At 64.5% G+C, this 26,667-nt stretch carries 22 protein-coding genes and 1 tRNA gene; 7 read left to right on the top strand and 16 right to left on the bottom strand.

The window, feature by feature from the left end:
• Window positions 1-34 precede the first annotated feature (34 nt).
• Together rpoH and BLW78_RS21430 are read right to left on the bottom strand one after the other, a co-directional pair.
• A complete protein-coding gene (gene rpoH / locus BLW78_RS21435) occupies window positions 35-928 on the bottom strand; it encodes an RNA polymerase sigma factor RpoH (RefSeq protein ID WP_091681981.1) in 894 nt (297 codons plus the stop codon).
• Between the two features lie 237 nt (window positions 929-1,165).
• Window positions 1,166-2,170: an RluA family pseudouridine synthase gene (locus BLW78_RS21430; protein WP_170855215.1), complete on the bottom strand. Its 1,005-nt coding sequence runs from the start codon at window positions 2,168-2,170 to the stop codon at window positions 1,166-1,168.
• A 103-nt stretch (window positions 2,171-2,273) separates the two neighbouring features.
• Here BLW78_RS21430 and BLW78_RS21425 point away from each other — a divergent pair.
• Window positions 2,274-2,349 (top strand) — tRNA-Glu (locus BLW78_RS21425).
• Window positions 2,350-2,420: 71 nt separating this feature from the next.
• On the opposite strand, the gene BLW78_RS21420 is transcribed toward BLW78_RS21425, so the two are convergent.
• Together BLW78_RS21420 and BLW78_RS21415 are read right to left on the bottom strand one after the other, a co-directional pair.
• A complete protein-coding gene (locus tag BLW78_RS21420; RefSeq protein ID WP_139307719.1) occupies window positions 2,421-2,738 on the bottom strand; it encodes a hypothetical protein in 318 nt (105 codons plus the stop codon).
• On the bottom strand, window positions 2,735-2,998 hold the full coding sequence (locus BLW78_RS21415) for a hypothetical protein (protein WP_091681978.1): 264 nt from the start codon (window positions 2,996-2,998) through the stop codon (window positions 2,735-2,737). Before BLW78_RS21415 ends, BLW78_RS21420 begins: the two co-directional genes overlap by 4 nt.
• Before the next feature lie 436 nt (window positions 2,999-3,434).
• Here BLW78_RS21415 and BLW78_RS21410 point away from each other — a divergent pair, with 436 nt between their 5' ends.
• Window positions 3,435-4,601: a hypothetical protein gene (locus BLW78_RS21410; RefSeq protein WP_139307718.1), complete on the top strand. Its 1,167-nt coding sequence runs from the start codon at window positions 3,435-3,437 to the stop codon at window positions 4,599-4,601.
• Here the strand turns inward: BLW78_RS21410 and BLW78_RS21405 are convergent.
• From BLW78_RS21405 to BLW78_RS21380, 6 genes are all read right to left on the bottom strand, one after another.
• Window positions 4,598-4,903 carry a hypothetical protein gene (locus BLW78_RS21405; protein ID WP_091681975.1) on the bottom strand — a complete coding sequence of 102 codons (306 nt, stop codon included), beginning with the start codon at window positions 4,901-4,903 and terminating at the stop codon, window positions 4,598-4,600. The genes BLW78_RS21410 and BLW78_RS21405 overlap by 4 nt on opposite strands.
• 24 nt (window positions 4,904-4,927) lie before the next feature.
• The gene (locus BLW78_RS21400; RefSeq protein WP_091681973.1) at window positions 4,928-5,209 is read right to left on the bottom strand and encodes a hypothetical protein; all 282 of its coding nucleotides are present in this window, start codon (window positions 5,207-5,209) and stop codon (window positions 4,928-4,930) included.
• Complete coding sequence (locus BLW78_RS21395; protein WP_091681971.1) at window positions 5,209-5,493, bottom strand: hypothetical protein; 285 nt, start codon at window positions 5,491-5,493, stop codon at window positions 5,209-5,211. The genes BLW78_RS21400 and BLW78_RS21395 overlap by 1 nt, the downstream gene beginning before the upstream one ends.
• 15 nt (window positions 5,494-5,508) lie before the next feature.
• On the bottom strand, window positions 5,509-5,721 hold the full coding sequence (locus tag BLW78_RS21390) for a hypothetical protein (RefSeq protein ID WP_139307717.1): 213 nt from the start codon (window positions 5,719-5,721) through the stop codon (window positions 5,509-5,511).
• Window positions 5,715-6,230, bottom strand: a complete 516-nt coding sequence (locus BLW78_RS21385; RefSeq protein ID WP_091681967.1) for a hypothetical protein — start codon at window positions 6,228-6,230, stop codon at window positions 5,715-5,717. Before BLW78_RS21385 ends, BLW78_RS21390 begins: the two co-directional genes overlap by 7 nt.
• A gap of 279 nt (window positions 6,231-6,509) precedes the next feature.
• A complete protein-coding gene (locus BLW78_RS21380) occupies window positions 6,510-6,713 on the bottom strand; it encodes a hypothetical protein (RefSeq protein ID WP_091681965.1) in 204 nt (67 codons plus the stop codon).
• A gap of 195 nt (window positions 6,714-6,908) precedes the next feature.
• On the opposite strand from BLW78_RS21380, the gene BLW78_RS21375 reads away from it, so the two are divergent.
• Genes BLW78_RS21375 through BLW78_RS21365 form a run of 3 tightly spaced genes read left to right on the top strand, consistent with a single transcriptional unit; the run spans window position 6,909 to window position 8,063 of the window.
• Window positions 6,909-7,547: a hypothetical protein gene (locus BLW78_RS21375; RefSeq protein WP_091681964.1), complete on the top strand. Its 639-nt coding sequence runs from the start codon at window positions 6,909-6,911 to the stop codon at window positions 7,545-7,547.
• Entirely contained in the window at window positions 7,540-7,854 is a 315-nt protein-coding gene (locus BLW78_RS21370; RefSeq protein ID WP_091681962.1) for a hypothetical protein, read from the top strand. Before BLW78_RS21375 ends, BLW78_RS21370 begins: the two co-directional genes overlap by 8 nt.
• Window positions 7,855-7,865: 11 nt before the next feature.
• Complete coding sequence (locus BLW78_RS21365; RefSeq protein WP_139307716.1) at window positions 7,866-8,063, top strand: hypothetical protein; 198 nt, start codon at window positions 7,866-7,868, stop codon at window positions 8,061-8,063.
• Window positions 8,064-8,590: 527 nt separating this feature from the next.
• Here BLW78_RS21365 and BLW78_RS21360 read toward each other — a convergent pair.
• Genes BLW78_RS21360 through BLW78_RS21350 form a run of 3 tightly spaced genes read right to left on the bottom strand, consistent with a single transcriptional unit; the run spans window position 8,591 to window position 11,845 of the window.
• Window positions 8,591-9,049, bottom strand: a complete 459-nt coding sequence (locus tag BLW78_RS21360; RefSeq protein ID WP_170855214.1) for a Mov34/MPN/PAD-1 family protein — start codon at window positions 9,047-9,049, stop codon at window positions 8,591-8,593.
• Window positions 9,046-10,731, bottom strand: coding sequence for a ThiF family adenylyltransferase (locus BLW78_RS21355; RefSeq protein WP_091681957.1), 1,686 nt, complete (start codon window positions 10,729-10,731; stop codon window positions 9,046-9,048). The genes BLW78_RS21360 and BLW78_RS21355 overlap by 4 nt, the downstream gene beginning before the upstream one ends.
• Window positions 10,724-11,845 carry a CBASS cGAMP synthase gene (locus BLW78_RS21350; RefSeq protein WP_091681955.1) on the bottom strand — a complete coding sequence of 374 codons (1,122 nt, stop codon included), beginning with the start codon at window positions 11,843-11,845 and terminating at the stop codon, window positions 10,724-10,726. The genes BLW78_RS21355 and BLW78_RS21350 overlap by 8 nt, the downstream gene beginning before the upstream one ends.
• A gap of 116 nt (window positions 11,846-11,961) precedes the next feature.
• Here BLW78_RS21350 and BLW78_RS21345 point away from each other — a divergent pair, with 116 nt between their 5' ends.
• A complete protein-coding gene (locus BLW78_RS21345) occupies window positions 11,962-12,948 on the top strand; it encodes a CBASS cGAMP-activated phospholipase (RefSeq protein ID WP_091681954.1) in 987 nt (328 codons plus the stop codon).
• Between the two features lie 55 nt (window positions 12,949-13,003).
• Here BLW78_RS21345 and BLW78_RS31800 read toward each other — a convergent pair whose 3' ends face one another.
• From BLW78_RS31800 to BLW78_RS21330, 3 genes are read right to left on the bottom strand one after another with little or no spacing between them, the layout of a single operon-like run.
• Entirely contained in the window at window positions 13,004-13,951 is a 948-nt protein-coding gene (locus tag BLW78_RS31800; RefSeq protein WP_244527007.1) for a hypothetical protein, read from the bottom strand.
• 7 nt (window positions 13,952-13,958) lie between these two features.
• Window positions 13,959-19,940, bottom strand: a complete 5,982-nt coding sequence (locus BLW78_RS21335) for a DUF3320 domain-containing protein (RefSeq protein WP_244527006.1) — start codon at window positions 19,938-19,940, stop codon at window positions 13,959-13,961.
• Window positions 19,937-23,809, bottom strand: a complete 3,873-nt coding sequence (locus BLW78_RS21330; RefSeq protein WP_170855213.1) for a peptidoglycan-binding protein — start codon at window positions 23,807-23,809, stop codon at window positions 19,937-19,939. Before BLW78_RS21330 ends, BLW78_RS21335 begins: the two co-directional genes overlap by 4 nt.
• An 854-nt stretch (window positions 23,810-24,663) precedes the next feature.
• Between BLW78_RS21330 and BLW78_RS21325 the strand changes: the two genes are divergently transcribed.
• Window positions 24,664-26,529 (top strand): DUF262 domain-containing protein, encoded by a 1,866-nt coding sequence (locus BLW78_RS21325; RefSeq protein ID WP_170855212.1) that lies wholly within the window; start codon window positions 24,664-24,666, stop codon window positions 26,527-26,529.
• The last annotated feature ends 138 nt before the right edge of the window (window positions 26,530-26,667 follow it).

Here is a 26,667-nt window from a genome sequence, read left to right as displayed (position 1 = left end):
CCGGCGCGCCCGGCGCGTCGCGCGCCGGCTCGGCTCAGCGGGCCTCGAGGCCGGTCCTGGGCAGCTCGCGGCTCGCGATGTTGCGCTTGACCGCTTCCTGCACCTTCTCGAAGGCGCGGACCTCGATCTGCCGGACGCGTTCGCGAGACACGCCGAACTCGCCGGAGAGGTCCTCCAGGGTGATCGGGTCCTCGGCGAGGCGCCGGGCCTCGAAGATGCGGCGCTCACGCGGATTGAGCACACCGAGGGCGTCCTTGAGCGCGGAGAGGCGGTTCTGACCCTCCTGCTCCCGCGCCAGCACGGTCTCCTGGCTCGGGCTGTTGTCCACGAGCCAGTCCTGCCACTCGCCCTCGCCCTCCTCGCGCAGAGGCGCGTTGAGCGACGTGTCGCCGGACAGGCGCCGGTTCATGTCGATCACGTCCTGCTCGGGCACGCCGAGACGGGTGGCGATCTGCTTCACCTGATCGGGCTTGAGGTCACCCTCGTCGAGGGCCGAGATCTTGCCCTTGGCCTTGCGCAGGTTGAAGAACAGCTTCTTCTGGTTCGCGGTCGTGCCCATCTTCACGAGCGACCACGAGCGCAGGATGTATTCCTGGATCGCCGCCTTGATCCACCACATCGCGTAGGTGGCCAAGCGGAAGCCCTTGTCGGGATCGAAGCGCTTGACCGCCTGCATGAGGCCGACATTGCCCTCCGACACGACTTCGCCGATCGGCAGGCCGTAGCCGCGGTAGCCCATGGCGATCTTGGCGACGAGGCGCAGGTGCGACGTCACGAGGCGGTGCGCGGCCTCGCGATCGCCGGCGTCGCGCCAGGCCTTCGCCAGCGTGAACTCTTCCGACGGCTCCAGCATCGGGAATTTGCGAATCTCGTCGAGGTAGCGCGAGAGGCCACCTTCGTTGGCGAGCACGGGCAGCGTACCGGCCATGGCATTCTCCTGGACCTTATGTCCCCCTGTCGGGCGGACGCGACGGACAACAGTGCCGTCCACTCGGGCCGCTCTTGAGCCGACCCTGCCGGCCCCCCATCTCGTACGGGACGCCGGGGAGCCGGTCGCGGTCGATGACACCCACGTCGTCAACAACGCGCCACCGGCGATTTTGGTCGTACCATGTCACGATGTGACGCGGTACGGCGTGATCTTTCGCACGCCGCGACGCGGCGGTTACGGGCGCGGCGGCCCGTCCTCTTCCGCCCTCAGGGCGTTCACCAGCGCGGCCATATCGGGCGGTAGTGGGCTCTCGAACCGCAGCGTCGCGCCGGTCCGCGGGTGGCTGAAGCCCAGCAGTTCCGCGTGGAGTGCCTGGCGCCCGAGCGCCGCGAGGGCGGCGCGGGCCTCCGGCGTCAGGCGGGCCGCCTTGGTCCGGAAGGCGCCGCCGTAGACCGTGTCCCCGAGCAGGGGGTGTCCGCGATGGGCGAGATGCACGCGGATCTGGTGGGTGCGGCCCGTCTCCAGGCGGCAGCGCACGAGGGCGGCCTCGCGATACGCCTCGGCCACCGCGTAGTGGGTCACGGCGTGGCGCCCGCTCGCGTCCGAGACGACGGCGATCTTCTCCCGGTGGAAGCGCGACCGCGCGAGGCTTGCCTGGATCGTCCCGGCCCGCGGCTGGGGCAGGCCCCAGACCACGGCGGCGTAGGCGCGTTCCAGCGGTCCGGACCGGCCGTGATCGGCGAACTGGGCAGTGAGGCCCTGGTGGGCCACGTCGTTCTTGGCGACGACGATCAGGCCGCTCGTGTCCTTGTCGAGGCGGTGGACGATGCCGGGCCGGCGGACGCCGCCGATGCCGGACAGGCTGGCTCCGCAATGGGCGATCAGGGCGTTGACCAGCGTGCCGCTCTCGTGGCCCGGGGCGGGATGGACCACGAGGCCGGCGGGCTTGTCGATGACGATCAGGTCGTCGTCCTCGTGGACGATCGGCAGATCCGCGGCCTCGGCCACCGGCTCCGCCGGGGCTGCCGGGGGCACCGTGAGCACGATGCGCGCGCCCGCGGCGACCTTGGCGGCCGGGTCGAGCGCCGGGAGACCGTCCCGCTGAACCTGGCCGGTGCGGATCAGATCCTGCAGCCGGGCCCGGGACAGATCCGGGAACAGCGCGACCAGCGCCCGGTCGAGCCGCACGCCTCCCTCGGCCACGATCCCGGCCCGCTCGTCCTGCACGTTGTCCACCACGACCGCTATTCGCCCCCGATCCGACCCGCCGCGGCGGATTTCCTGACGAAGGCACTTGCTCCCCCGCCGAGTGGTGGCTATAGCAGCCCCGCGCCGCCGGAAAGCTCCCATCGTCTAGCGGTCTAGGACGTCGCCCTCTCACGGCGAAAACAGGGGTTCGATTCCCCTTGGGAGCGCCAGCGCGTTTTTGTGAGCAAAATGAACAGCTTACAGACGCCGGTTGCGAGTGCGAGGGCACTCTGCGAGGGCACTACACCCAGCGCATCTTGAACTGGAACGCGTCGGACCAGCGCCGGAATCGGACGAGGTAGCTCGTAGGGTCCACTGGGACGAGCGCCTTGGTGGTCGGGCACTCCTCCATCACCGCGTCCCCGACGAAGATGAAGAAGCCCCAGGCCCCGCCGCGGGAGATGTTGGCCTTGATCCAGGCCACCACCTCGGCATTCAGCGCGTCCTCTGCCTCGCCCTCGTGATCGACATTCATGTCCACGAGGTGGACGCCGATCTCGATGTTGTGGGGGAGGCGCTCGGCGTCCTCTGGATTGTCGCAGCAGACCGTGACCATCACGCCACCATGATCCGGCCGAGGACCACGGCCCGGATCGACGCGAGGTACTCCGGCGTCGGGAAGCGCTTGAGCACCGCGCGCGCCTTGACCTTCGTCTCGCGCAGTGCCCGCCACTCGTCGGTGGTGCCTTGGTCGCGGGGGATCTGCTCCAGCATGCCGACGTTCCGCCGGACGGTCTCGTACGCAGCCATCACCTCGCGCTCGACCTTGTTCAACGTCTTCAGGTCGGCCTTCGCCTTTTCAATCTGCTCGTAGTCCATCGCCGGCCTCCACTGCCACGCATAGAGCTAGGCGGGGATCCGGCGGCTGTCCAGCAGATCTTCCAACAATCACCACCGTACATTTTCGTCTAACGAAAATTGTGAAACTAAAAAATTGAATCGATGCTGTCTTGAATCGATACATGTTGATTCGAATACAATCGTGAATCTTCAAATGCGTTGCGTCTCTGACGGGAATGTTGCAGAACTCGCTGTGGTCCCGCATTCCCGCGGGCCTGGAGTAGCAATGCCGCCGTAAGCGCCAGACCCAAACGCCAAAAGCCCCGACCCGCAGTGCGGATCAGGGCTTTCGGTCTTGCAGATTAGAGTAGGTCAACTCGCAATTCCCTCTCTAGTCGAGCAGGACTCGGCCCGCAAGCCCCATGGGGGTGAGCGGGGTCTGAACGTGTGCCTGCGGCTCACCTCGGTGAGCTTGATGTTAGAGTACTCAGAGGGTCAGGCGCTCACCGAGCACCTGCGCGGACGTATCCTCGGCTCTGAGGGTACGGTGGCCGGGCTCGACGCCATCCACCACGAGATCAATCGGGCTTGGCTCGACGGCGAGATCTCCGACGCCCAGTGCCAGGACCTCTACGAGGAATCGGCCCGGCGGAAGACGCGCCAGCACGCGGCATCCAAGATCCGCGGCAGGATCGGCGAAGCAGTCGCCGCGGTCGTGCCCACGTCCACCCTCAGCGCCAATGCCGTAATCAAGACGGTCCGGGTCCGGTTCATGGGGCCGGAGGAGCGCGCTGCCCGCACCGAGCGCCTGTGGCACCGCCGCCGGATCGCCCGGCTCGCGGCCTGGGAAGCGGCGACGGCCGGGGACTACACCCTGGGCGAACAGGCCGCCCTGTCCGTAATCCTGTTCCGGTGCCGCATCGAGGGCTACTGCGACCTCGCCGTGGCCGCCATCGCGGCGCGGGCCAGAGTCTGCCAGCGGGTCGTCCAGAACGCCCTGAAGAAGGCCACCAACCGCCTGCTCCAGATCAAGCGCCGCCTCCGGGCGACCTCGCTGATCACCGTGCAATCACAGGCTGTGCTGGAGTGGTGGGCGAAGCGGTTCGTCGCCCAGCCCGACCGGCTGTCCAAGCCGCACCCCCTCGAAAACCCTTCTTCCTTAGATCTTAAAATAGATGCTCCCAAGGGTGCAGATTTGTGCGGGTCTGACCCGGTGCAGGCGGAGCCGGAGACGCCCGAGGCCGCGGCCACTCAGACCAAGTCCCGATTCTCGAAGCTGATGGACCACCTCGACCAGCAGGTCCGAGCCGCCAGCGTCGGCCGACCCGACTCCGTGGACGACGAGCGGGAGCGACCCGAGATCCAGCCGTGGATGACTGCGTTTCAGCGCGACTTCGCCCGGACGTTCCGGTCCTATCTGGAACTCGACCCGGTCCGCTGGCCCAAGGTCTTCGAGTCGGATGGGACGTTCAGCCCGAGCATCTCGACGTGGCTCCGGGAACGGTACGGCGCGCGGAGCGAGGTGACCTGGGACTTCCGAAACCTCGGCAGGCCCGGTCGGTGGCGGAAGCACCGGCTCTGGATCGGCTTCGCCCACCCGGAGGAGGGCTTCGAGTTCGCCATGAATTGGCGGGGGGCTTAGGTCCAGCGCAGCCGGTAGTGGAAGGCTTGCTTCCGGGACGTGATCGCCACCTCGAAGCACCAGTGAAGCTCTTTCGGGTGCCGGAGCACGATACGCGCCGAGGGGGCATTGTCGCGCAGCCAATTCGCGAATTCGCCAACAGTCGCCGCTTTCACAGGAGCGACCTTCGTGCTGATCATGGCCAAGGTCACCACATCCGTGAACTCGCCGACGTACACATCCGATTGGTCGAAGGTGACCGTCTTCGGCCAGCGCGCAGTCACGGTGTCAGGATGGGTGGCGTGGAGCACGAATCTGGCCATGCCCCGATCATGCCGGCCCACCGTTTAGAAATCCGTCGCGTACGCCGGCCGATTCCGGACCGGCCTGTTGACCAGCGGCGCGTTCACCAGCGGCTCGTCGGCCGGCGGCCGAACGTGATGGCCATGATGCCCGCGGTGGTGCGGGGCAGGGCGGTGGACCGGCGCTGGCGCGACGGGAGTCGGTGCGGCCAGGGTCGGGACCGGCGCGGGAATCTCGGGCTCGGGCTTCGACCGGGGTACGACGAGCGCGAGGACGATGACGAGGACGACGAGGGCCACCGAGACCGGGAACAGGAGGCGGTTCATCAGAACATCTCCCCATCGGGCCTCTTCGCGCGCTTGCGCACGATGGGCGGGTTCATCTCGGCCAGCATCGCGTAGATGCGCTCGTGGTCGACGAGGACGAGCTGACCGGCGTTCCCGCGGACGTAGCCGGGCGGGCAGGCGTCGAGGGCGGCCTTCGCCTGGGCCTGGGCGGCTGCCGGTCCCTGGCGGTACATGTCGCGCTCCTGCAGGAGGAAGGCGCACTGGGCTTCGAGGTCGAGGATGTAGGCGGTGAGGGTTTCAAGGTCGGCGTCGGAGATCGTCATGACCCTATTTAAGGGTCAGCACCACCGCATCTTGAACTCGAAGGCCACGTCCGGGTCGTCGAACACCATGTACCAGCGGCTGCCCCGCCATACCTCCCGGAACGGCTTGCCCCGCGCCTTGCACCACTCGGTAAGCTCGGGATAGTCGCGACCGGCCCGCAGGTGCGTGACTAAGAACTTCTCGGCGTCGATGTAGACGGCTCCGTTGATCGTTCTGATCATCAGCACCACCGCATCTTGAACTCGAAAGCCCCGTTCGGCTTCGTGAACATCAGCCGGTGCGAGTAGATGTACGCGGGATCGCAGGGCACCTCTCGGATGATGGGTTTAATCTCTCGGTCATCAACGCGATAGCTCCACGTCTTGTACGAGGTCCGGGTCAGGTACTCGTACAAATTTCCGACGCACCGATTCCCGTCGAACCGGGCCTTCGCCTCGGCGACGAGATCCTCCGGCGGAACATCCAGCGGGACCGTGACCATCTTCACGCCCATGCGGCGGTCCTTGCACCATGCCAGGGCGTCGGCGAGACCCGGACAGGTCTGCTTCAGGCCGGCGTGACGGGTCATGACGCCGGCAGGCGCACGATTGCCCCTGGTGTCATCCATGGACAGGGCGAGCTGAAGCGTCTGACCGTCGAGCCAGCGCGGGGTCATCTGGACGATGTTGTAGAAGCCGTACGGCAGTTCGACGTAGATCCGGTTCGGGCGAAGGGATTCGCGAGTAAAGTTATGCACAATAATATCCTCAAGTTATAGATCGACGACCTGAAGTACGGTGGTCGTCGATAGATGTGGTGGTTCAGTTGTTCCGCTGAGACTTCGCTTTGAAGTGCTCGTCCAACTCTCTCAGGCTCCGTTGCAGCCGATAGTCTCAATAGAACCAGCCGTTGAACTGAAGGGCCAGGACGCCGTAGACGCACCAGAACACCCACTTCGGGTCGCCTAGGAACATGATGGCCACCGCCGCCAAGGTGATGGGGAACATCACCTTGCTTCCGAATATAGTCTCCCACATCACGAGCGCTCTGCCATGTTCGCGTTCCGCATCGCTTGGACTGCGAGCGCGAACCAGTTGTCTCGCGGCGTCTTAGACAAGTCGCTCACTGCCACCATCAGGTGGTCGATCCCCTTTCGGAATCCCGTGATCAGCAGGTTGGTGATGTAGATCGCGACAGCGAAGTCGATGGCCCCGATGATGATACCCAAGTTTTCGTACATCTTATGGATCCGTTGGTTAGTAAAATGTTGTGTCGAAATCTTGTAAAATTAAGAATCCGTAAGGCCATAACATTGCGGCCTAGCGGTGAGGCAGATATAGGCGGTTAAAGCCGCCCTGTCATTAATGAATTAATATTGCGCTCTTCAACCCGCCCCTGCTACCAGCGGCCGTTCATTGATGAGGTTCTTCCCACCATGTCGTTCGACTACTCCACCCTCGATGCGGTAAAGCCCGAGGCCGTCACCACCATCGAGATACCGACTCACGGATTCCCGACGCCGGCCGAGATCACCCTCGCCACGATCAACTACTACGACAACGGCCCAGAGATCCGCGGTAAGTGGCACGGCAGCCGCTACGCCCTGAATTGGCAGATGTTCACCCAGACCCAGCCGTTCACGCCCTCAAGCCTCCTCAGCGCCTGGAGCGGTGCCACGCAGATGCACGACCCGGACTTCTTCGCCCGCTACCTGGAACAGAAGGGCCACGCCGAGAAGATGGGCGAGCCGTGCTGGCAGTTCTACCGCAGCCTCTACGACGAGACGTTCGCCATGCGCGACAACGGCTGCGCCACCGCGCTCCCACTGCTGGGTCAGTTCATCAGCAAGTACCCTGGCACCACCGTTCACTACGGGTGCGTCGCCCGGATGTGGTGGGACGAGTTCGAGGAACTGATCGCCGAGGTCTTCTTGGATCAAACCCTGTTCGCGACCATCGAGGTGAACCGGGTGGCCAACAATGCCAAGGACCCGAAGAACCTGCTCCGCGGCCACTACGACCCGTTGAAGCTCTGGCGCAGCCGGAACCAGAAGAAGGACAAGAACAATGGCTGATGCCCTCGAACCCTTCCGCGGTGCGATCCGCGACTTAAACCGCCGGCTCGAAGCCGCCGAAGCACGTGTCGCCGAACTGACCGAGATCAACAACGACCTCGTGGCTTGCTTCGAACAGCATCAGCATGACCTGACCAAGATCAACCAGACGCTCTGGCCAAAGTCCCACACCATGGACCCGCAACCCCTGGCGGACGCCGTGTACACGGCCAGCAAGGATGATCCAGTCCGGGACTTCGCCAAGTCGAGCAGCGATGGCCTCGACTTCTTTAAGAGTTACGGGAATCGAGGTGGGGACTACGACTGATGAACATCCTAATGGCCATCCTCAGCCTGTTCAGCAGGGAAAAGCGCAGTGACGAGGAAAAGCTCGTCGCCATGTACGAGCGGAACTACGAGATGGGTCGACTTATCCACGGCCCAGGCTTCAAAGAGATGAACGAACGCATGCGCCGAGTCGCTATAGAACATTTTATCGGCTGTCCGTGCCAGCATGATGATCAGTACCTCGACTGATTTTTTCTCGCCTAATGTCCAATGTGTAATGTCTAATCTGTAAGATGTAATTACAATGAGATTTCGGGGAAGCTCATGTAATTCGAGTTCTTCGACCTCGAAGGGGGATGTAATTGCTCGCGTCCTCGTCGAGGTCGCTCCGCTGTCTGCGAGATGTCTCGTACCTCGACATCTCACGGGTGAACGAGAGGCGACTCACCACTCGACTTCGTCTCGGGTTCACTCGAAGTCGAAAGTGGACGCGAATCCTCGAGGTCGAAGGTCAAGGAATCCGGTCGGCGAACGTCCCGAGCCGTTGTGGGTGAGCGCCGCATCGGCGTGAAAAGGCGTCTGGCCCGCATCGCCCCACAGGCAGCCTCGACTTCAAGAGCGGCCGGGAAGAATGCGACGAACCGCCAGTAGCCGGCGGTGTTCCCACGCAACCGCGCTCGGATGTAAGCAAAGCTGAAGGACAGATGCTCGTCGCGGAACTGTCCTGCTCCGGACGGTTCGGGCATGCCGACCTCCTACACGCTGAAGGTGCGGTCTCAGGCGGCATCAATAACGGTGAGCGCTGCAAGTTCTCCCCCTCTTCCGCGTCCACACCAGATCGATCGACGGCCGGCGATCAGGAAGATGAGCGGATCGGACACCCGTCGCATGATGGTGCGCCATGTTCGCAGATCGAGATCGGATGGAACTGGGTCATCGACCGGATGGGTATGCCACTCGCCGACGTAGGTGTCCGTTCCACTGCTTTCCTTCCAGGCCTCGAGCGCTGCCGCATGATGTCCCGGATCGCTGCGATCGAAGAGGGTCGGCTTTCGTACGTCGCGCGGCAGCGGCGTTGTGCAGCTGCCAATTTCGATATGCGGCCCACGATAGCTGCCGATGAAGATGCCGCCGGCCTCAAGCCCAATTTCATTTTCGGCGACGTACGTGGCGATGGTCCGCTCGATCCCTGGCCTGAGCAGAATCAATCCCTCGCTTCGGGTCTGCAGAATCACTCTCGACCACCGCAGGCAGGACAGAATTCAATCTTCGTCGGACTGCCATCCTGAACCTGGAAGGCACGGTGATGGTCGAGTGTGAGAGATCGGAAGCGATGGCCTGGATTACCGTTCGCCCAGTCGATCACAAGATCGCACGCCAACGCCGCCGCCGCGACGGAGCGGGAAACCGGAAACGGCACGTAGGCTGCGTCGCCGCAAGCGACGTTTGTGACCGTCTCCACGACGGTCTCCGGCCGCATCGCACGAAATCGAGGTTGCCCTGCTAGATCCGGCTTGAGGCACTTGAAGCAGGCACGGTCTGCCTCGCCCGTCAGGATACACTGAGCGACAGCACCATTGCCGAGAAGCCACACGAAGAGGTGTGGCGGCAATCGCGGGCGGGCCTGTACGGCAATCTCATTTAGGGCGATCGACAAAGCTTCCTCACCCGTCGCGTCGATGACGAGGTCGTAGCGATCCCAAGAAAGCTTCTGCTCGCGGACATCCCCGTCATATCCTTCGATCGCCAGGAGTGGCAGTTGCTCGATCAAGTAGGACGCGCACGCCTCCGCCTTGTTGCGCCCGAGGTAGGGTACCCCCAGAAGATGCCGGCCGATGTTGCCGGTGGTGAGAACATCGGGATCGACGAGCGAGAGGTACCCGTGCTTGGCTCCGGCTCCGCACTGCGCGAGTTGATGCGCGAGGAAGCTTCCGATCGTGCCGCATCCGATCAGCAGAATCCGCTTGTCAACGAGGCTCTTCGTCCTGCCGAGGTTCCGACCGAACATGTAGTCGGCGTCGGCGCGCACGCCGATGGACCGTTCGATCGGCGGCGAGACGGGCTGACGCGCCATCGTTTCGGGCAGGCGATGTCGCCGGCTCTTCAAAAATTCGGGCTTGCGCAGGTGCTGCGGGACGTCGACCTGATAGCAGTACAGCCCATTCGGGGCTCGAACCAAGACGGTCGCAGATGTCCCGAGTCGGGTCTGAAGAACCGTTTCCAGTCGACCCACGAGGTCTGGCGCGGCCTTTTCCAGCCAGCGATTGATGTCTGCAACGGTCGTGGGGGGCCACGCCTCGGTGGATGCGAAGGTCAGAGGATGGTCGATGGAAACTACGTCCACTGGCGTGTCGTCTTCCTCGTCGCGACGCCTCCCCCTCGGCTCGGCCGCGAACCACGACCGCCCAGTCGTCACGACAAGCGCGTTCACATCGCCGCGGTCGAGCTTCGCTGGTCGGACGCGCGCTGGTCCAGAATAGCCTTCCGGAAGGTCGACGTAGACGAAAATGCTGCTCCAGTAGGCCTGAAACTCGTCGGCGAAGTCGCCGTCCGAGCGGCCGCGGATCGCATTCCTGAGAACCGTCTCGGCCTGCTCGAGGCATTGCAGCACGGTGCTGCCGGGTTTGTAGCGGTCGAGGACCACGCTTCCCTTGCCGTAGTAGCAGACCGACCGATCGACGCCGAGGAGATGGGGCAACGTGCGATCGGGCATGGCAAAACCAGCCTGAATACAGATGCGCGGGTACCTGACGAAATCGAGGTCGCTGACCTCGATCGTGACAGGAATTCGGAGACCATCGCGATCAAGAGTGCCGGCATAGTGCGGCGCGCCGGATACCGGGGCCACTCTTTCGAAGCCGCGCTGACGCAGGGCGTCGTGGACCGCTAGCCGGGCCGCGCTCGGCCTATCAGCCACTCTGCGAGCGTCCGACCACGGGAGCGGGAACGGTCTTCTTGGGCTGAGACGTGATGGTTGCTTCGGCCCGGACGGGGATGCTGACGAGATCTGGCCGATCCGGCACCCGCCTCCCGAATGCGGCTTGCATGAGATCGATCGCGCGTCGCTTCTCGTCGCAGGCCTCGACGACTTCCTTCAGCCGGTCACGGAGCTCACCGGCCTCGGCAGCAACCCGAGACCGCTGCTCGGGTGACATGCGATTGAGATCTTCGTCCTTGCTGGCTGGGTTGGGCATGCCCTTCGTGAGCATCCCCGGCAGCCTCTCGACGACGCGAAGCAGGCGCTCGTCCTCCCGGTCGGGCAAGAACGGGCCTCGGATCGCCTCGTAGGCGGTCCAGACGCAAGCCATCAGCATGATCGACGACAGCTTGTCGTCGTCGAGGTGGTGGTGATCCCGCCACGCCTTCAGGTAACGGCAATCGCGACGGAGGCGCTCGCCGTAGATATCGACGGCATCAACAAACCACTTGTGGATCTTTCGCGGATCGGATTCGACCCAATCGTCGTCGCGGTGCGCGAGCAGGACCGCGTTCGAAGGCAGATCCTCCCAACGTTTCGGCGCGTGGTCGTATGCCTTGTCCATCCGCTGCGCCCGGGCTTCGAGCAGCGCGAAGTCGTGATCTGGGATCGCGTAGAGGGGGATGTCCACATGGGCGTCGAGCGCGATCTCAAGGCGCACGCAGGTCGGCTTCTTGATAAGCGTCCAGCCTTCAGCCTCGGCGAGTCCGCCCAGGACAGTATCGACGAATTCGAAGAACTGTTTCGCCGCCTTCGACGGCCGCTCGCCCTTCACGAACGACAACGGAAGGTAGCAGCCGTCGTCGAGATCCTTCTGCTGGCTCGGAGGCCATGCGGGATCGTTGAGCGTGCGGTAACTGCTGCTGCCTTGCGTGAAGAACCGGGGCTGTACGTCTGCGTCGAAGCGCTCACGAGACGCCTCTCTGAAGGCAAGCCGCAGGCACATGCGGATCTTCTGCTTGGCCTCTTTAAGGTCGCCATCCTCCGCCTTGAGGTTGATGAGGAAGGTCTCGGGGTCGGTGGTGGTGTGCAGAAGCTTGGAGACATTCGCCATGGTGGATCCTCGGCGACGGCCGGTGAACGTTGCTATGCGGGTAGGTGCGATCTCGCTACCGTCGAGATTAAGCGATTCGCGGAACGGATCAAGAACCGACGGGGCTTTCGTTCACCATGACGTTTCAGATCCTGTGCCTGAGTGGCGGCGGTTACCGCGGCCTGTTCACCGCCGAGGTGCTCGCTCAGCTGGAGAAGCAGGCAGGTCGACCGATCGGTGAGTGCTTCGATCTCATCGCCGGAACATCGATCGGCGGCATCATCGCCCTCGGTCTGGGCCTCGGGCACCGCGCGACGGCGATCCGCGATGCCTTTCTGCAGAACGGCGGAGCGATTTTTCCGCCTCGGCGGCCGCCGAGGACCGGGTTGCTCGGCAAGATCGATCGCTGGCGGGCCTATTCGGGCGGCCCAAAATACTCTGCCACCGAGCTAAGGCGGACTGTCCAGGGAATCGTCGGGGCGGACTCTCTGCTCGGTGCAGCACGCACCCGCCTTTTGATACCGGCTGTGAACATGACCGACGGTCGTGTGCAGATGTTCAAGACACCGCATCATCCGACCCTAACTGTCGACAAGGGCCGCAAGGTTCTTGAGATCGCCATGGCCACCTCTGCAGCTCCGACGTTCTTCCCGCTCGCGTCAGTTGGCACGAGCCTCTACGCTGATGGCGGTCTGGCGGCGAACTCGCCGGACGCATGTGCCGTGCATGAGGCCGTGCATTTCGCAGGGCAGAACAGGGACGACATTCGGGTGCTAAGCATCGGCACGACGTCGTCAAATTTCGGCCTGCCTAAGTCGCTCGGATCCAGCTTCGGTCCTGCCGACTGGATCACGAACGAGCGGTTAGTCTCAACCGTTTTCGGCGTTCAGCAGCAGCTCGTCGATTTTATGCTCAAGCATGATCTGAAAGACAGATACTACCGGATCGATACCTTGACGTCGGCTGAGCATGCGCGCGACGTCGGATTGGACGTCGCTACCGAGCACGCACAGGGCACGCTCATCGCCCTTGCCGAGGGATGCTATCAGCGCGCGTGTACGGCTCCGCAGGTCATCGAGGCTCTCGCTCACAAGCCAACGAAGCCCGATTTCGTTAGAGATTGAGGCTTGTCATCTCTACAACTACCGCAAAGCTGCTGACGGCAATTTCAGCAGCTAGCTATCGCTGCTTGAAACCAACGACGACGCTATTCTCTACGACAACGCGGTGCTTAAAGCGATTTTTTCCTGTCTGGCCGTACTTCCAAGTCTCGGTCGTTCGGGTCTTGTAGACCTCCCGGTCACGATCAACCGGTGATCCCCACGAGTCGGTCAACATCTCAGCGGTCATGCCCTGCCACATCTCAGCGGCCATGATCCGGTCGACAATCGACGCATCGCCATACTTCGCCATCAAGCGTTCGTAGCGGCGCTTTCTGGCTCCGCGCTTTGCCGCCTCGCGCAACACAAAGACACCGATAATTAGCGCGACGAACCCGCCGAGGGCCGACCCTCCACCTCCTGATTGATCCGTCGAGGTAGGTTGCTGGGCCGAATGAGCGGCCGGCGTACTCATCGTCGGTGCAGGTGCTGGTGCAGCGTTCGCTTGGCGGGCGCGCTGCCACATTGCGTCGACTTCGCGCTCTTCAGCCTCGCGCTTGGCCTGCTCGGCGTTCTGATCGACTGGCTTCGGAGCCGGCTGGGCGACCGAGAACCCGGAATTCGGTTGTTGTGCCACGGCCGCGCGTTCCGCGGCTTCCGAGGCGCGCTGTGCGAGTTCAGGCCCGATCCGCCTCTGAATGGCCCGAACGAGGTCCTGCAGGTAGGGCCCTTGGAAGAAGGCTTCGCCGTAGCCGGGATAGTAGACTTGATCGTGAGCCGCGATCATGGCGTCCACTTCGTCGGCGCACCGGCGCATGGGCTGCGCGAGAGCGGCCCGGAACTGGCCGGGCCTCGTAGCGCCCTCGATACCGGGCTCGTTCAAAGCCTCACGTGCGATGCAGCCGGTCGCCTCTCGGACGGAAGGCAGGACGAGCCGCCTGCGGCGCGGATCGTCCTGGATGCCTTGCGCGACGGCAGCTTCGAAGCTGCTCAGCAGAACCAGAGCCGTGACGATCCCGACGCGCATCCCCGCCTCACGACGCGGCTGACTGGCGGGCGAGTTCACTCGCCTTCTCAAACCGAGCGCGTGCCGAGGCTTCGATGCGTGACAGGCCCAGGCGCTGGCCGATCATCCTAGCGCGCTCGGCTTCCGAGGCATTAAACGGCAGGGTCATCGCGATCCCGACGAGTTCCGGCATTGGCGTGTCGGAGTGACTGCGGACGGCCGCGTCGGCCGCGCGGTGAGGATAGCTTGTTCGAGGCTCTGCGCCCCGCGGCCAGAGCACAGAGCGTCCATCATCCTCGGTTCGCGCGACGGATGCATCAATCCGCTCGCCGATGGCTTCCCGTACGAGCGGACCGGCCCGCTGAATGCCGTGCGCGCGGGCAACACGGCGAATGAGCAGCTCCTCGTAGATCGGCCCTTCCACGGAAAGGACGTGGTCGACCATGGCGCTGAGCACCGGTCTGTAGGAGGCATCGTAGAACCGGCCCGGTTCGATCGGTCGGCCGAGATCATTCAGGTCCGCGATCCTGTAGTCCCGCACGTCGTCATGGGCTTCCAGCCTGGCGGATGGCTGCGTGATCGGCATGGCCCGGTCCGCGTAGAGGCGTTGCGGGATGGCTTCTGTGATGGGCTCTGGGTCATTCGCCGGTTCGCTCGGCGTGTCCTCGATGGGCGAAGCAACCTGATCCTCCACCGTCGTTTCATCATGGTCCTGCTCGACGGCCTCGGGTTCGACAGCAGGGTCGACTAGAAGTGCCGCCGCAGCCCTGGCGCGATCGGCTTCGAGATCTTCGTTCAGGCGCTGATCGAGCTTGGCGAGCGCGCCCTCGGCGTCCATCCACCACTCGGTGCTCCAAACACGGCGGATGCGCCACCCGAGGTCGGTCAGCACGTGCTCGCGCAGGCGGTCGCGATCCCTGGCCGTGGCGGAGCTGTGATAGGTCGCGCCATCGCACTCGACACCGGCGAGGTAGCGCCCCGGAGCGTCGGGATGGACGATGCCAAGGTCGATTCGGAAACCGGAGACGCCGATCTGTGTGTGGACGGTCCAGCCTCTTACCCGGAGACCGGCCATCACCGCCGCTTCGAACGGTGATTCTACGTCGCCGCCGGTCGGTGCGAAGGCTTCGGCCAGCGCCCGCGCGCCGCGGTCAGCGAATTCGAGGAAGTGCTTGAAGTCGCGGACGCCTTGGGAACGGGTGCGGCCGAGGTCGATCTGCTCCGGGCGCAGGGACGCGAACACGAGGAGTTCGCGCCGGGCGCGGGTGATCGCGACGTTCAGCCGGCGGTGACCGCCGTCCTTGTTGAGGGATGACACGGTGCTGACCGGACGCCCGGTCTGGTCGGGGCCGACAGCGACCGAGAAGATGATCGCGTCGCGCTCGTCGCCTTGTACGTTCTCGAGGTTCTTCACGAACACCGGCTCGTGCCAACGGTCCTTGTCGAAGTACGGCTCTAATTCCGGGTACGACCGGCGCTGCTCGTCGAGCAGGTTCTCGATCAGGCGCTGCTGCTCGCCGTTGAAGGTGACGATGCCGAGCGAGCGCCGCTCCTGCGCGAAGCTCGGCTCGCGCAGGCGACGCACGATCTCGGCGACGACCGCGCGGGCCTCCGGCCGGTTTACACGGCCCGATCCACGTTCATAGACGCCGTCCGGGACAAGGGTGAGCCGAACGGCCCTGTCGTCTGTGACAGGCGAGGGGAACGTGACAAGGCGTCCGCCATAGTAACGGGCGTTCGAAAAGGCGATCAGGCTCTCGTGGCGGCTACGATAATGCCAGTCGAGGTTCCGCCGGGGGATATTGGCGGCCAAGCATTCGTCAAGGATGGACTCCTGGTCCGTGACGTCGGTTCCGTCCTCGATGTCGTCGACGCCGCGGTCGCCGACGTTGGTCGGCGGTAGCTGCTCAGGATCGCCGACGATCACCACCTGCTTACCGCGCGCGATCGCACCGACCGCATCCCACGGGGAGATCTGCGAAGCCTCGTCGAAGATGACGATGTCGAACGGTTCCTTGTCAGGCGGCAGGTACTGCGCAATCGAGAGCGGGCTCATCATCACGCAGGGGGTGAGCCGCGTCAGCGCCGTCGGCATCCGGCCGAAGAGCTTGCGCAGTGGCATGTGCTGCGTTTTCTTCGTCAGCTCATGCGAGAGCGTGCCCCATTCCGGATCGGCTCCGAACGCCGTCGGCCCCGGAATGCCACCGCCAAGGCGCGAGCGGACGACCTGCTTCGAGAGCTCGGTGACGCGCGCATCGGCGGCACGGAAGCGCTGGATAGCGTCTTCGTGCAAATCCGGCAGGAAGCGCCGCAGCACCGGATCGTGGCTCACGACGCGGTCGATCCACCAGCGCGCATAGGCGGTCTCGAACGCCACCTCAGCCTGGTCGGGTGCGACGCGACCCTCTTCGAGCGCTTCGATCAGCGGCGTGAGGCCGGTCTTGCGGGCGTTCTGTGCCGCGGCCTGCCAGGCACACCAGCCTTGGGCCCGTCCGAGACCGGATGCCCAGCGATGGGCGAGGGCGATGCTCGCTTCAATCCATTCGGCGTCTGCCGCCAGCGGCTCCTCGGGATTAGCACGTCCAGCCAGCAGGCTGAGCGCTTTCATGGCTTCGGTCGCCTGGGCGCGATCCTGCGCGAAGGCCGCATAGGCCTGGGCGATGCGACCGCCCTCAGCGAGGGCTCGGCTCTGGCGCTCGACGAGTTGTACGAGGTGATCGCGCAGGCCGTCGATCCCGAGCGACAGCGGACCGAGGATGTCGAGAAGCTGTTCGACCTTCTCGGCCCACGTGATCGCCGGCGAGAACTCGGAGGCCGCGCATTCCGGATTACTCCACGGCAAGCCGAGCCGGGCGAGGATCAGCTCCTCCAGGCAACCGGCTTTGACGTGCTTGGCGACCTCGATCAGCCCGGTGATGTCAGGTCCGAGATCGGCGGGCAGATCGCCTTCTGCGTAGGGCTGGATCTGTGCCGCCACCTTTCTCAGCTTGCCGCCGCGAACCAGGAAATTCGACGCTTGCGCGGCGACCCACTCGGCGAGGAGCCCGCTCAGATTTTGATCGAGAACGCCTGGGCCGTATCGCCCGGAAAGCCGGCCGAGCAGCTGCGTCTTCGTGGTCTGAAAGCGCTCGCGCGCGTCGACGGCCCGATGGAGGTCGCCTGTGTCGTCGGCGAGAAACGCAGCCGCGCAGCGCGCCTCGGGGCGCACGAGGTAGTTGCCGAGCACCATGAGCCCGCGCGTGCCGGCATAGGTCGAGAGCAGGTCGGGCAGGCCGATCGCCTCGGCGAAAGCCTGACCGCTAGCGCGAAGTGTGCCAAGCGTCTGTTCGACGGTTCGAATCGCCGCGCCCATATCGTCGCGCCACACCGGTGACCACTGGGTGGCCTCCACACCCTGAAGTGGGTGATCCGCCAGCGATCCAACGGACGCGATGACGGGACGAAGCTCTCGGCAGGCCGCGCGCAGGTTGGCGAGCGTCGTCTCGTTGTGGGCAAGGTGATCCGGCCATGTGAGGATGAGCGGAGGCTCGCCATTGCCGGCCGCGATGACGCGCCCGAAGGCCTCGTAGGCGGAGAGCCCGTTCTCGCGCCGCCGATGCAAGGCGTTCACGAGGCCGTTGAGTTCCTCGCGCAAGCTCGCGAGTTCGCTCGTCGCGGCATCCCAAGTGCCCTGCGAAGGTGTGGAACGCTCGTGCCAGGCGCGGCGCAACTGGCCGAGCACGGCCGATTTCTGCGCCTTTGTCGAATGGACCTCCAGGCAAAAGTCCCCGAGGCCGATCTCCTGCAGGCGGCGCTGCACGACCTCCAGGGCGGCGGTCTTCTGCGAGACGAACAGCACGGTACGCCCTTGCGCGAGGCACTGGGCAATCATGTTGCCGATCGTCTGGCTCTTGCCGGTCCCGGGAGGTCCGAACAGCACGAAGTCCTTGCCGGCGGCGGCGGCGAGGACTGCCGAGAGTTGCGAGGAATCCGCGGAGAGGGGCGCGAAGACGGTTTCCGGCGGATGCTCTCGGTCGAGACGTGCTGGCTCTGGAAAGGGCGTGCCGTCGCCGTAGGAGTGCTTCGGCGTGTCGATGAGATGGCGCACGACCGGGCTGCGCTTCAGGACCTCCGCTCGGTCGACCAAGTCCTTCCACATCAGGTACTTGGTAAAGGAGAAGGCCGAGAGTACGACGTCAGGCACCACCTCCCAGCCGCGCAACTCCTTCACCTGTTGGCGGACGATCCGGAAAATGCCGTCGACGTCGTACCCGGATTCGTCCCGGGGGAGATCTCCTTCCAATTCCGGCATGCGGAGTTTGAAATCCTCGCGCAGCATCTCCAGCAGGGTTGGGTTGATTCGTACCTCGTCGTCGTGGAGAGCGAGTTTGAAACCGGCCCGGACGCTCGACCGCTTGAGGGCGACGGGAACGAGGAGCAGCGGCGCGCGATAGGCGGCTTCGCCCTCCTTCTTAGTCCATGATAGGAAGCCGACGGCGAGATAGAGGATGTTGGCACCACCCTCCTCGAAGCCGTTGCGGGCTAGCCGGTAGAGGTCGAGGAGGCGTCGATCGAGATCTGCCTCAGTCGAGGTCGTGTAGATCTCCTTCCGAGCGAGGGCCGCCTCAAGATAGCTGCGGCGGCCATCGTCGTGGTGACGACGGGAGTAGAGATCCGCGCTGCGCTCGTCGGATCCGCTCAGCACATCGGAGAGCGGCTTGAGCCGAAACTCGGTGCCCGCCGCGAGGCCATCTTCCAACGCCCCCGGCGAGACGCACTCGAGGACGACGGAGCCTTTCCCCGGCTTGAAGTTCAGGAGCTTGTTGCGCAGCGTCAGATCGAGGAGCTTGCGCTTCCAGCGCTCTACGCGTCCGACCGCGGTCTCGGGAACCTCGTCGACCGGCGCTCGTGGTTCGTCGTCGAAAGGCGGCGGCGCTCCGATCGGTTGGTTGATCGGCTGTGTTGGAGAGGGCGCAACACCGGTCGGCTTGGTGCCGCCCAGATCCATCGGACGGATACCACGCCGACGGCAGCGCTTAATGTCGATGGCGACCTCGAGCGCCGCAGGTGCTTCATCCTCGACCTGAACACTGCCGTGCGCCGCGGCGACCTTGAACGTGGCCGGCGGATTGTGGGTCAGCAGGGTCGTCTCGACGAGGATCAGATCCTGCAGATCGCGCCGCTTGCGCAGGAGCTGCATGTCGTCGACAGCGGCGGTGGTGAAATCCTCGTCCTGGAGCCAGACGCCGACGAGGGCATGGCCGGCGGTGAGGACCAGTACCGGGTTGAGCCCGGCCTGTTCGAGGCAGGCCGCGTAGAGCAGCGAGAGATCGAGGCAGGTGCCGACTTTGCGCTCCAAAATGTCATTCGGGCCGCGGACCTTCTGTCCGGCACGCTCGAAGCTCGCGGGCGGCAGAACGTAGGCAATCCGCCGGTCCGCGAGCGCTGCCCAGATCGCCTCAGCCAACTCCCAGGCGCGGGACTTCTTGCCGGTCGTGTAGCCGTTCAGACCCGTCTCACGTCCAGCATCGCCGAGCTTGGTCGCGGCATCGCGTAGGATGACGTCAACCGTCGGGTCGTTGGGCCGGACGAACGCGGCGAGTAGCTCCGGCGCACTGCGGCCGCCGCCCCAGTGCGAGGGCGGCAACAGGCGCAGCTCTTCGACGAGCCTGGCTCGCTCACCGCTCGCATCTTCCAGGATCGCCGTCAGTTCCAGGCGACTGGCCTCGGTGAACCCTGCAAGCAGCGCGGCATCGAGGCGGAGGTCTGGCGTCTCAATGTGATGGTCCGACCCGGCCGGGATCCGATCGATGCGCAGCGTTGCTGATTGCACGACCGCTGGTCGGCTCTCGATGCGCAGCGTGACGTCGATGAGATCGCTCTCAGAAGCGTTCGCGACCACAAGCTCCCGGACAACCGGGACTGCGTTCTCGTGGTAGGCGAGGCTGACGTGCTCTGTGGCAGAGCACGTGATCTGGACGCCTTCGAGCATGTTCGATTCCACGGCAGATCCGGTCATCGCGGCGCTCACGGCACGATCCAGCGGCTGCTAAAGCGTTCGCCCTGCTTGTAGCGGACGAGCTTCGATCCGGCTTCTTCGCAGGTTTCACCAAACGGATCGCGGACAACACTGAATTCAGCGTCGTTCACGAAACCGATCACATAGCATATGTCCTGGTATTCGCCCTTGATACGATTTCGCATCTTGATCCGAGTGGTTGTAAGCGCCGTCTCTAGCGGGCGGTCCTTGTAGAGGGCCGTGCCATAGTCGAGGATATGCGTCTCGACCGACATGAATTCCCAGCGATCGTCACGCTGAGACTGATAGTGCCTGGCAAGCTTGGGATACCGTTCCATGAAAGTCGCAGGCTGGACGCCGGTCGCGAAGGCACGCGCCTCATCGCCGAATGCCTGCTCGAAGAAACGTGCCCGTTCGCCATATTGAGCGCGCAGAGCCTGCTCCTGCGCAGCACGACGGACTCCGGCCTCGTTCGCCTTGGCTTGCTCGAGCTTCTTGCGCTCTTCGAGCTCACGCTGGCGCTGGAACTGCTGTTCGGAACTCCGCGTCTTGTCCTGCTCGATCGTGTCCCGTGTCTGGGCCACCTCGGCTGGCTCGATCCAGAGCGGCAGGTAGCGGTGATTGATACCGTCCCGGTTCATCGCCTCGTCCAGCACCGCGAGATCCGCAGAGGCAGCGTAGACTGCGCCACACTCGCCACGCTTCACCGCGATGAACGCGCCGTCGGCTGAAGTCGACGTGACCACCGGCGTACCGGGCAGCTCGTCGCCGATCCGATCGTTGAGGCGTGTGAGGATCGCTGCGTGAGCCTCAGCGTCATTCGGCGTGACCCTACATACGACGCTGGATGCGTTCGGCACGACGACGATGCCGAAGCCGGCGCTTGTCCCGCCATGAACACGCGCTTCGACCTCATTCGCCTTGGCAGCCTCGGCCTGCTTGGCAGCTGCTAGAGCGCTCGCCTCCACGATATCAAGCCGTGCAAACAGGTTTCCGTTGACGGCATCAACGAGGCCGATCACCCGGTCGACGGGCCCGCGCAGCAAGCGCTCGCGCTCTGCGAAGATCAGATCCTGTTTGGCAAGGTCGTTCGCTCCGCACGCCGAGAGCGGCAGATCGAGTTTGGCTCCGAGAGCCGCGCTGCGGTCGCGGATCTGACGGTTCAGGAACACGTCGGACAGGGGGGCATGGTACAGGCAAGCCGCCGCCCGCCCGTCCTCGAAGACCAGCTCGCCACGGAGATTGCGGACAACAGAGGGGGCTTTCCCACTGTCGTTGTACAGGATGATGAGATCGCCGCGGTCGCCGTCCATGAGGAAGCGGCTTCTGGCCGTGACGGCCCGGGCGAGCCGTGCGGCCTCGTCGATGCGGGCCCGCTTGGCCGCGTAGGCGTCGGCGAGTTCCTTGAGCCGAGCATCGGGCGTCTCAGGCGCGATCGCGGCGACCTCGGCGGCGAAGCCGCTGAGGAAAGTCTGAAGATCCTGCGGAATGCCACCTCTGAGCGTGACGTCCGCCTCGGCCTGATCATGCTTGAGCCGCTCGATGAGCGCCGCTCGGCTGCGCTCAGCCTCATCGCGCCCGCGCCGGAGTTCATCCTGCTCACGCTCACGCTGTTTGGCGGCAGCTTGCTCCGCCAGAGCCGCCTGCGCCTTGGTGACCGTTTCGGGCGCAATCCAGATCGGGAGATAGCGGAAGGTGACGCCGTCCCGCGTCAGGCCCTTTACCAGCGGGACCAGATCTTTGGCTGATCCGTAGGCTGCTCCGCATTGCCCGCGCTTGATCGACAGGAATGCTCCATCGGCACTTGCGGTCACCACCGTCGTCGCGCCGCGCAGCTCGGCCTTCAGCAGCAGCTCATAGGGCTGTAGCAGCTGATCATGCAGAGCCTTGTCGCCAGCAGCTATCCTGCAGATCGTGCGAGAGCCGGTGCCGAAGGCGATCACGGCCAGACCGTCCGACGTTCCGCGCGCAACTTCGCTCTCGGCTTCGGCCGCGCGGATGCCCTCCGCTTGCCGTGCGGCCTCGATATCTGCCTTTGGCACCGTGCCGCCGAGCGTGAACACGCCCGTGTCGACGGCCGACGCGATGGTGCCGAACAGACCAGCCTGCGCACGCAAGGCCCCCCGCTCGAACACGATGAGATCGGCGCTCTGCTGCTGCGCTGTGGTGCACGAGGGGAGCGCCTCCTTGACCGGCGCACCGAGGCTGCGCGCCTTCGCGACTAGTTGCTCCAAGGCGATACGATCGGTCGGCGCATCCGGCACAGTGCAGGCCACCGTGCGCTCAGGATCGAAGACAAGGTTGCCGTCGAGGCCCCGCACCACTGCGACCGCACGCGGCGAGCTGTTGTAGAGCAGCAGCAGATCGCCGGCGTCACCGTCCACGAGGAAGCGGTTCTTGTCGGTCACGGCGCGCTGGACCGCCTCGGCCTCACGAACGCGCGGCTCGATCTGCGAGAAGCGCTGTTGAATCGCCTCGGCGATCTTCGGCAGGTCGCGCGGCGCAGCGCTATCAGACTGCTGCAGCAGGACAGCGAGTTCGGGGCGAAGATCCTCCGGCACGGGACCGCTCAGGAGGGCCTGAACGCGCTTGCGCTGGTCGTCCAGCTGATGCTGCGCCTGAAGCCTGGCAGCCCGTTCTCGCTCCTCGACACCGAGATCTGCGAGGTAGCCGTCGTATCGCCGCGCCAGAGCGTCGATGCGCGCAGGCAAGCTTGGATCCGTGACGAAGGCAACGCTTGGCGTCGACGACGAGCCGCGGCCGAGCCTGGCGGCGAGTCCATTGCCGAGGAAGCCGTCGCCCGGCAGACCATCTGCCTGCGCCAGAGCCACGATTGCCTTGCGGGTCACCCCACCATAGACGCCGTCGGCGGTCGCATCGGCCGAGAGGTAGCCTGCACTGCGTAGAGCCTCCTGCAGGCGGATGTGCTCCTCAATCGGTCGATCGAGCTCCTGCCGGGCAGAAGGCGGACCTTCGCGGCTAACGCGCGCCGACCAGGTGTCCTTCTGACGCTGATAGGTGGCGGCGATGCAGGGAACGGCTCTGGCCCGCAGCGCCGCCGTGATCTTACCGGTCTCGGGAATGCGGCAGGCATCGAGCGTGCGCTTCACGAGCTCGTTGGACTCGGCCTTAAGCTCCGCGCCGGCATCGGATTTGAGGTGTCGCAGCGCGTAGAACGCGCGCGCCATTTCCAGATCGACGCGCCTTAACCCGGCATCCTCACAGATGAGCACTGGCAGCGGCGTGTTCGCCTTCTCACAATCAAAAGAAGGCCCGAGGTCGCGTGCCTGTGTCGTGGCCTTCGGCGACGGTGCGGGACGCGGCGGCTCCGACAGCGCCACAGCCTCCTTCCGCAAATCGGCCAAGCGCTTCCGGAGATTCTCTGGCGCGTCGGATTTTGTTCGCGCCTCGGCCTGGGCACGTAGGCTGCTCATTCGGTCCAGCGCGGCCATGCGCACGGTCTCCGCCTGAGACAGCGCGCTCAGCCCGCCGATCTCACGGGCGATCGCCTCGGTGTCGGGCGCTGACGGGCCGGTCCGCGCCGTAAGCTGCTGATCAATCCGGTTCTGGATCCGAGAAATTTCGGCTCGGATGACCGGGGATGGATCGCGCCCATAGTTCGCCAGCGTTCCTTTGAGCACCTGGAGTTGCTCGGCACGCCCCTGCGCTTCGGCCCGCGCCTGACGCAACTCGCGCGCTTCACTGGTCTCGATCTCCGCGACGATGATCCGTGTGCCCGAGAAGTGCAGCTCGATCGCCTCACGCGGCTCGACAGGCTGGACGCGGCCGTTGCCATCGCGATAAGCGAACGACTGATTGCAGGTCGTTGTGATCGACCAGCCGTTGTCGTCTGAGATGTTACAGCCGAAACCGCGCCGCAAGTTCGGCTCCGTGAAGCGCCGACACTCCGCGAAGTACCCGCTAAGCCGACCGTCATCAGGTCCGATCCCGCGCTGGATCAGGCTGGCGATATCAGCGTTGCGCCGCGCGAGAGCCCGATCGAGACAGGATCGATCGGCGTTCGGCAGTCGAGTCCAAGCATCGCGCGCTGCCTGTGCCTGAGCCGCGCCAAGAAGGCCGCCAAAGATGTCGAGTGGGGTGACCTGAGCAGACGCTGGGCAAGCCAGGGCCGCGAAGGCTGTCAGCAGCAGTAACCCACGCATTCCGCCCCGGGCCATGTTCAGACCTTAAAGCCACGTTTTGAGCTGTGTCGCCGGTTCCCATCTCCTATTCAAGGTTGCAAAAGACACGCTCGGCGGGAATGTCGCGCTTACGTAAACGGGCGGCCAGCGCTGCGGGCGTTGGTCAAGATAATTGCAGCGAGAAAGTATCGCCCGCGTCAGTCTCAGCGGACCGATTTGTCGGCTCGGGCAAAATCTCGCCGTCGGAGCCACATCAGACGAGGCGCATGTGCCAGAATGACGAGAATTTCGGGGGTATTGCGCCCACCGGCTCAGTCTACTGGGCGCGGGGCTAAGCCTGCGTACGGATCACGGTGAGGTTGCGCACCTTGTACCGCTCCGTCGCACGAAAAGCCGTAGTTCCTCAGGTATGATCCGCAGGAATATCGAGCGCATGCATGCCGTGAGGTTGCAGAGACGCAACACCAAGGATTGTCTTGGTCTAGCTGTACAGATGGCTGTTGGCGCGGCTCACGCTCCTCTTCTATCGTCTAAGGGCGCGGACCGGTGCCCCTTCGATGTGGAGAACGATCACGGCCGCGCGAGGGGATGGAATGAAGCCGTTCACACGCACGATCATCGACCTGTTCGACGGCAAGCGGCGCTACCTGATCCCGCTCTATCAACGGCAGTACGCGTGGAAGGTCACGCCGCAGCTTGAGCTGCTGTGGCAGGATATCGCCCGTGAGGCAGGCCGGCTGGAAGTCGGCGGCGGGGCGGTCGCACCCCATTTCATGGGCGCGATCGTGATCGCGCAGGTGAAGACCTTCGGCAAACAGGTTCAGGCGTTCGAAGTCATCGACGGCCAACAGAGGCTGACGACATTCCAGCTCCTGATGGTTGCCCTCCGCGACGTCGCCGCCAAGTACTCCCCAGAGTACGCGGCCGAGAGCGCGAAGCACCTCATCAACGACGGCGTGATGGAGGATCCGGCGATTGAGCGGTTCAAGCTCTGGCCGTCGCTCGCCGATCGCCGCGCGTTCACGCGGGTCGTCGATCCGACTGCTGTGGTGCCCGGGCTGGAGGGGATCGACGCTGACGGCGACGGTGTCGTCCGCCCGGCGACGGCCGCGCATGCTTACTTCGCGCAGCGCATCGAAGCGCACATCTGTCCCGATGGGGCCTACGATCCGTTCAGGCTGGAGAAGCTGTTCGAGGCGCTGAAGACGGGCCTCGCAGTCGTCTCTATCGAGTTGGAAGGCGGCGACGACCCGCAGACGATCTTCGAGACCCTGAACAGCCGCGGCGTCGATCTCACAGCCGGCGACCTGATGCGCAACTTCATCTTCCAGCGGGCGACCGGCCTCGGGATGGTCGCGGGCGATCTCGCCATTGATCAGCTGTATCGGGGGTACTGGTTGCCCCTCGACGCTTGGTTCTGGCGGGAGGGTGATACCCGTGGCCGCCTGACCCGTCCGCGGCTGGACTGGCTCCTGTCCGATCACCTGGCGATGATGAAGGCCGAACTGGTGTCCGTAGAGACGCTGTTCGACAGCTACCGACGCTGGATTGTCGACGGGAAGCCGTTCGGTGGCGACGTCGAGGCGGAACTGAAGGCGATCGCCGCGAGCGCGACCGTCTTTCGCCGGCTGTCCGGGGGCGGCAAGAACGATGTTCTCGGCCGCTTCGGCCGGTTCTCGCGCGCCTTCGACGTCTCGACCGCAACGCCGCTGGTCCTCTACCTGGGCACGACGATCGACGATCCCACCGAACTGGGTGCGGCCCTCGCCATCATCGAGTCGTTCATCGTCCGCCGCGACATCTGCGGGCTGACGACGGCGGGCTACAACAAGGTCTTCACCGACCTCATCTCGCGCCTGCGATCGGTGGAACGCCAAGCTCTGCTAGGCACGTTGCGGGACGGTGTGGCCGCGGGGACCCTAGATACGGTCCGCTGGCCCGATGACGCTGAGTTCGGTGATGCGTGGCGTTCCCGCACCCAGTACAAGCCGGCGCGTCAAGGTAGGCTGCGTCACCTGTTCGAGCGGCTCGAGGAGCGCAAGCGCGCGAGCGCATCAGAGATCGTGGAGATTAAGACGGATCTCACTCTCGAGCACATCATGCCTCAAAAGTGGCGGACGCACTGGCCGATCTCAGGCTTCGGTCACGAGGACGAGGCCGCGCCGAGTGCTGAGTTTCTTTCGCGGCAGGCTGCGCGCGAAGGTAAGGTTCACACGCTGGGTAATCTGACGCTGCTCACGCACGCTCTGAATGCCGCCGTCTCGAACGGCGCGTTCTCGGTGAAGATGCCGGCGATCCGGGCGCAATCGGCCTTGGTGCTGAATCGAGACCTGCATGATTACGCGGAGTGGGACGAGGATACGATCACGGCCCGTGGCGCATCTCTGTTCAAGATCGCTGCGCAGCTGTGGCAGGCACCCCCACCATCAGTGTCTAGCCCGGTGTCACCGGGAGTTTGACCTCGCGATGTGCGAGCCATTCTACGCCGACGTCGCTCGCGAAGGTTCGTCGGTCATGGTGGACTAGGTGAGAATCACTGGGTCGACATCCTGGCGTTGCGTATGGCTGCGGGTGGCATATCCACGTTTGGTTCAATG

Source organism: Methylobacterium sp. 275MFSha3.1, assembly GCF_900108435.1.
Classification (GTDB): Bacteria; Pseudomonadota; Alphaproteobacteria; order Rhizobiales; family Beijerinckiaceae; genus Methylobacterium.
This window is presented reverse-complemented; position numbering and strand designations above follow the sequence as displayed.

What these genes read in the sequence shown, in the direction of transcription:
- rpoH (WP_091681981.1), bottom strand. Translation starts at nt 928, where the DNA reads ATGGCCGGTACGCTGCCCGTGCTCGCCAACGAAGGTGGCCTCTCGCGC.
- BLW78_RS21415 (WP_091681978.1), bottom strand. Translation starts at nt 2,998, where the DNA reads ATGGACTACGAGCAGATTGAAAAGGCGAAGGCCGACCTGAAGACGTTG.
- BLW78_RS21410 (WP_139307718.1), top strand. Translation starts at nt 3,435, where the DNA reads ATGTTAGAGTACTCAGAGGGTCAGGCGCTCACCGAGCACCTGCGCGGA.
- BLW78_RS21405 (WP_091681975.1), bottom strand. Translation starts at nt 4,903, where the DNA reads ATGGCCAGATTCGTGCTCCACGCCACCCATCCTGACACCGTGACTGCG.
- BLW78_RS21400 (WP_091681973.1), bottom strand. Translation starts at nt 5,209, where the DNA reads ATGAACCGCCTCCTGTTCCCGGTCTCGGTGGCCCTCGTCGTCCTCGTC.
- BLW78_RS21395 (WP_091681971.1), bottom strand. Translation starts at nt 5,493, where the DNA reads ATGACGATCTCCGACGCCGACCTTGAAACCCTCACCGCCTACATCCTC.
- BLW78_RS21380 (WP_091681965.1), bottom strand. Translation starts at nt 6,713, where the DNA reads ATGTACGAAAACTTGGGTATCATCATCGGGGCCATCGACTTCGCTGTC.
- BLW78_RS21375 (WP_091681964.1), top strand. Translation starts at nt 6,909, where the DNA reads ATGTCGTTCGACTACTCCACCCTCGATGCGGTAAAGCCCGAGGCCGTC.
- BLW78_RS21370 (WP_091681962.1), top strand. Translation starts at nt 7,540, where the DNA reads ATGGCTGATGCCCTCGAACCCTTCCGCGGTGCGATCCGCGACTTAAAC.
- BLW78_RS21365 (WP_139307716.1), top strand. Translation starts at nt 7,866, where the DNA reads ATGGCCATCCTCAGCCTGTTCAGCAGGGAAAAGCGCAGTGACGAGGAA.
- BLW78_RS21350 (WP_091681955.1), bottom strand. Translation starts at nt 11,845, where the DNA reads ATGGCGAATGTCTCCAAGCTTCTGCACACCACCACCGACCCCGAGACC.
- BLW78_RS21345 (WP_091681954.1), top strand. Translation starts at nt 11,962, where the DNA reads ATGACGTTTCAGATCCTGTGCCTGAGTGGCGGCGGTTACCGCGGCCTG.
- BLW78_RS31800 (WP_244527007.1), bottom strand. Translation starts at nt 13,951, where the DNA reads ATGCGCGTCGGGATCGTCACGGCTCTGGTTCTGCTGAGCAGCTTCGAA.
- BLW78_RS21325 (WP_170855212.1), top strand. Translation starts at nt 24,664, where the DNA reads ATGAAGCCGTTCACACGCACGATCATCGACCTGTTCGACGGCAAGCGG.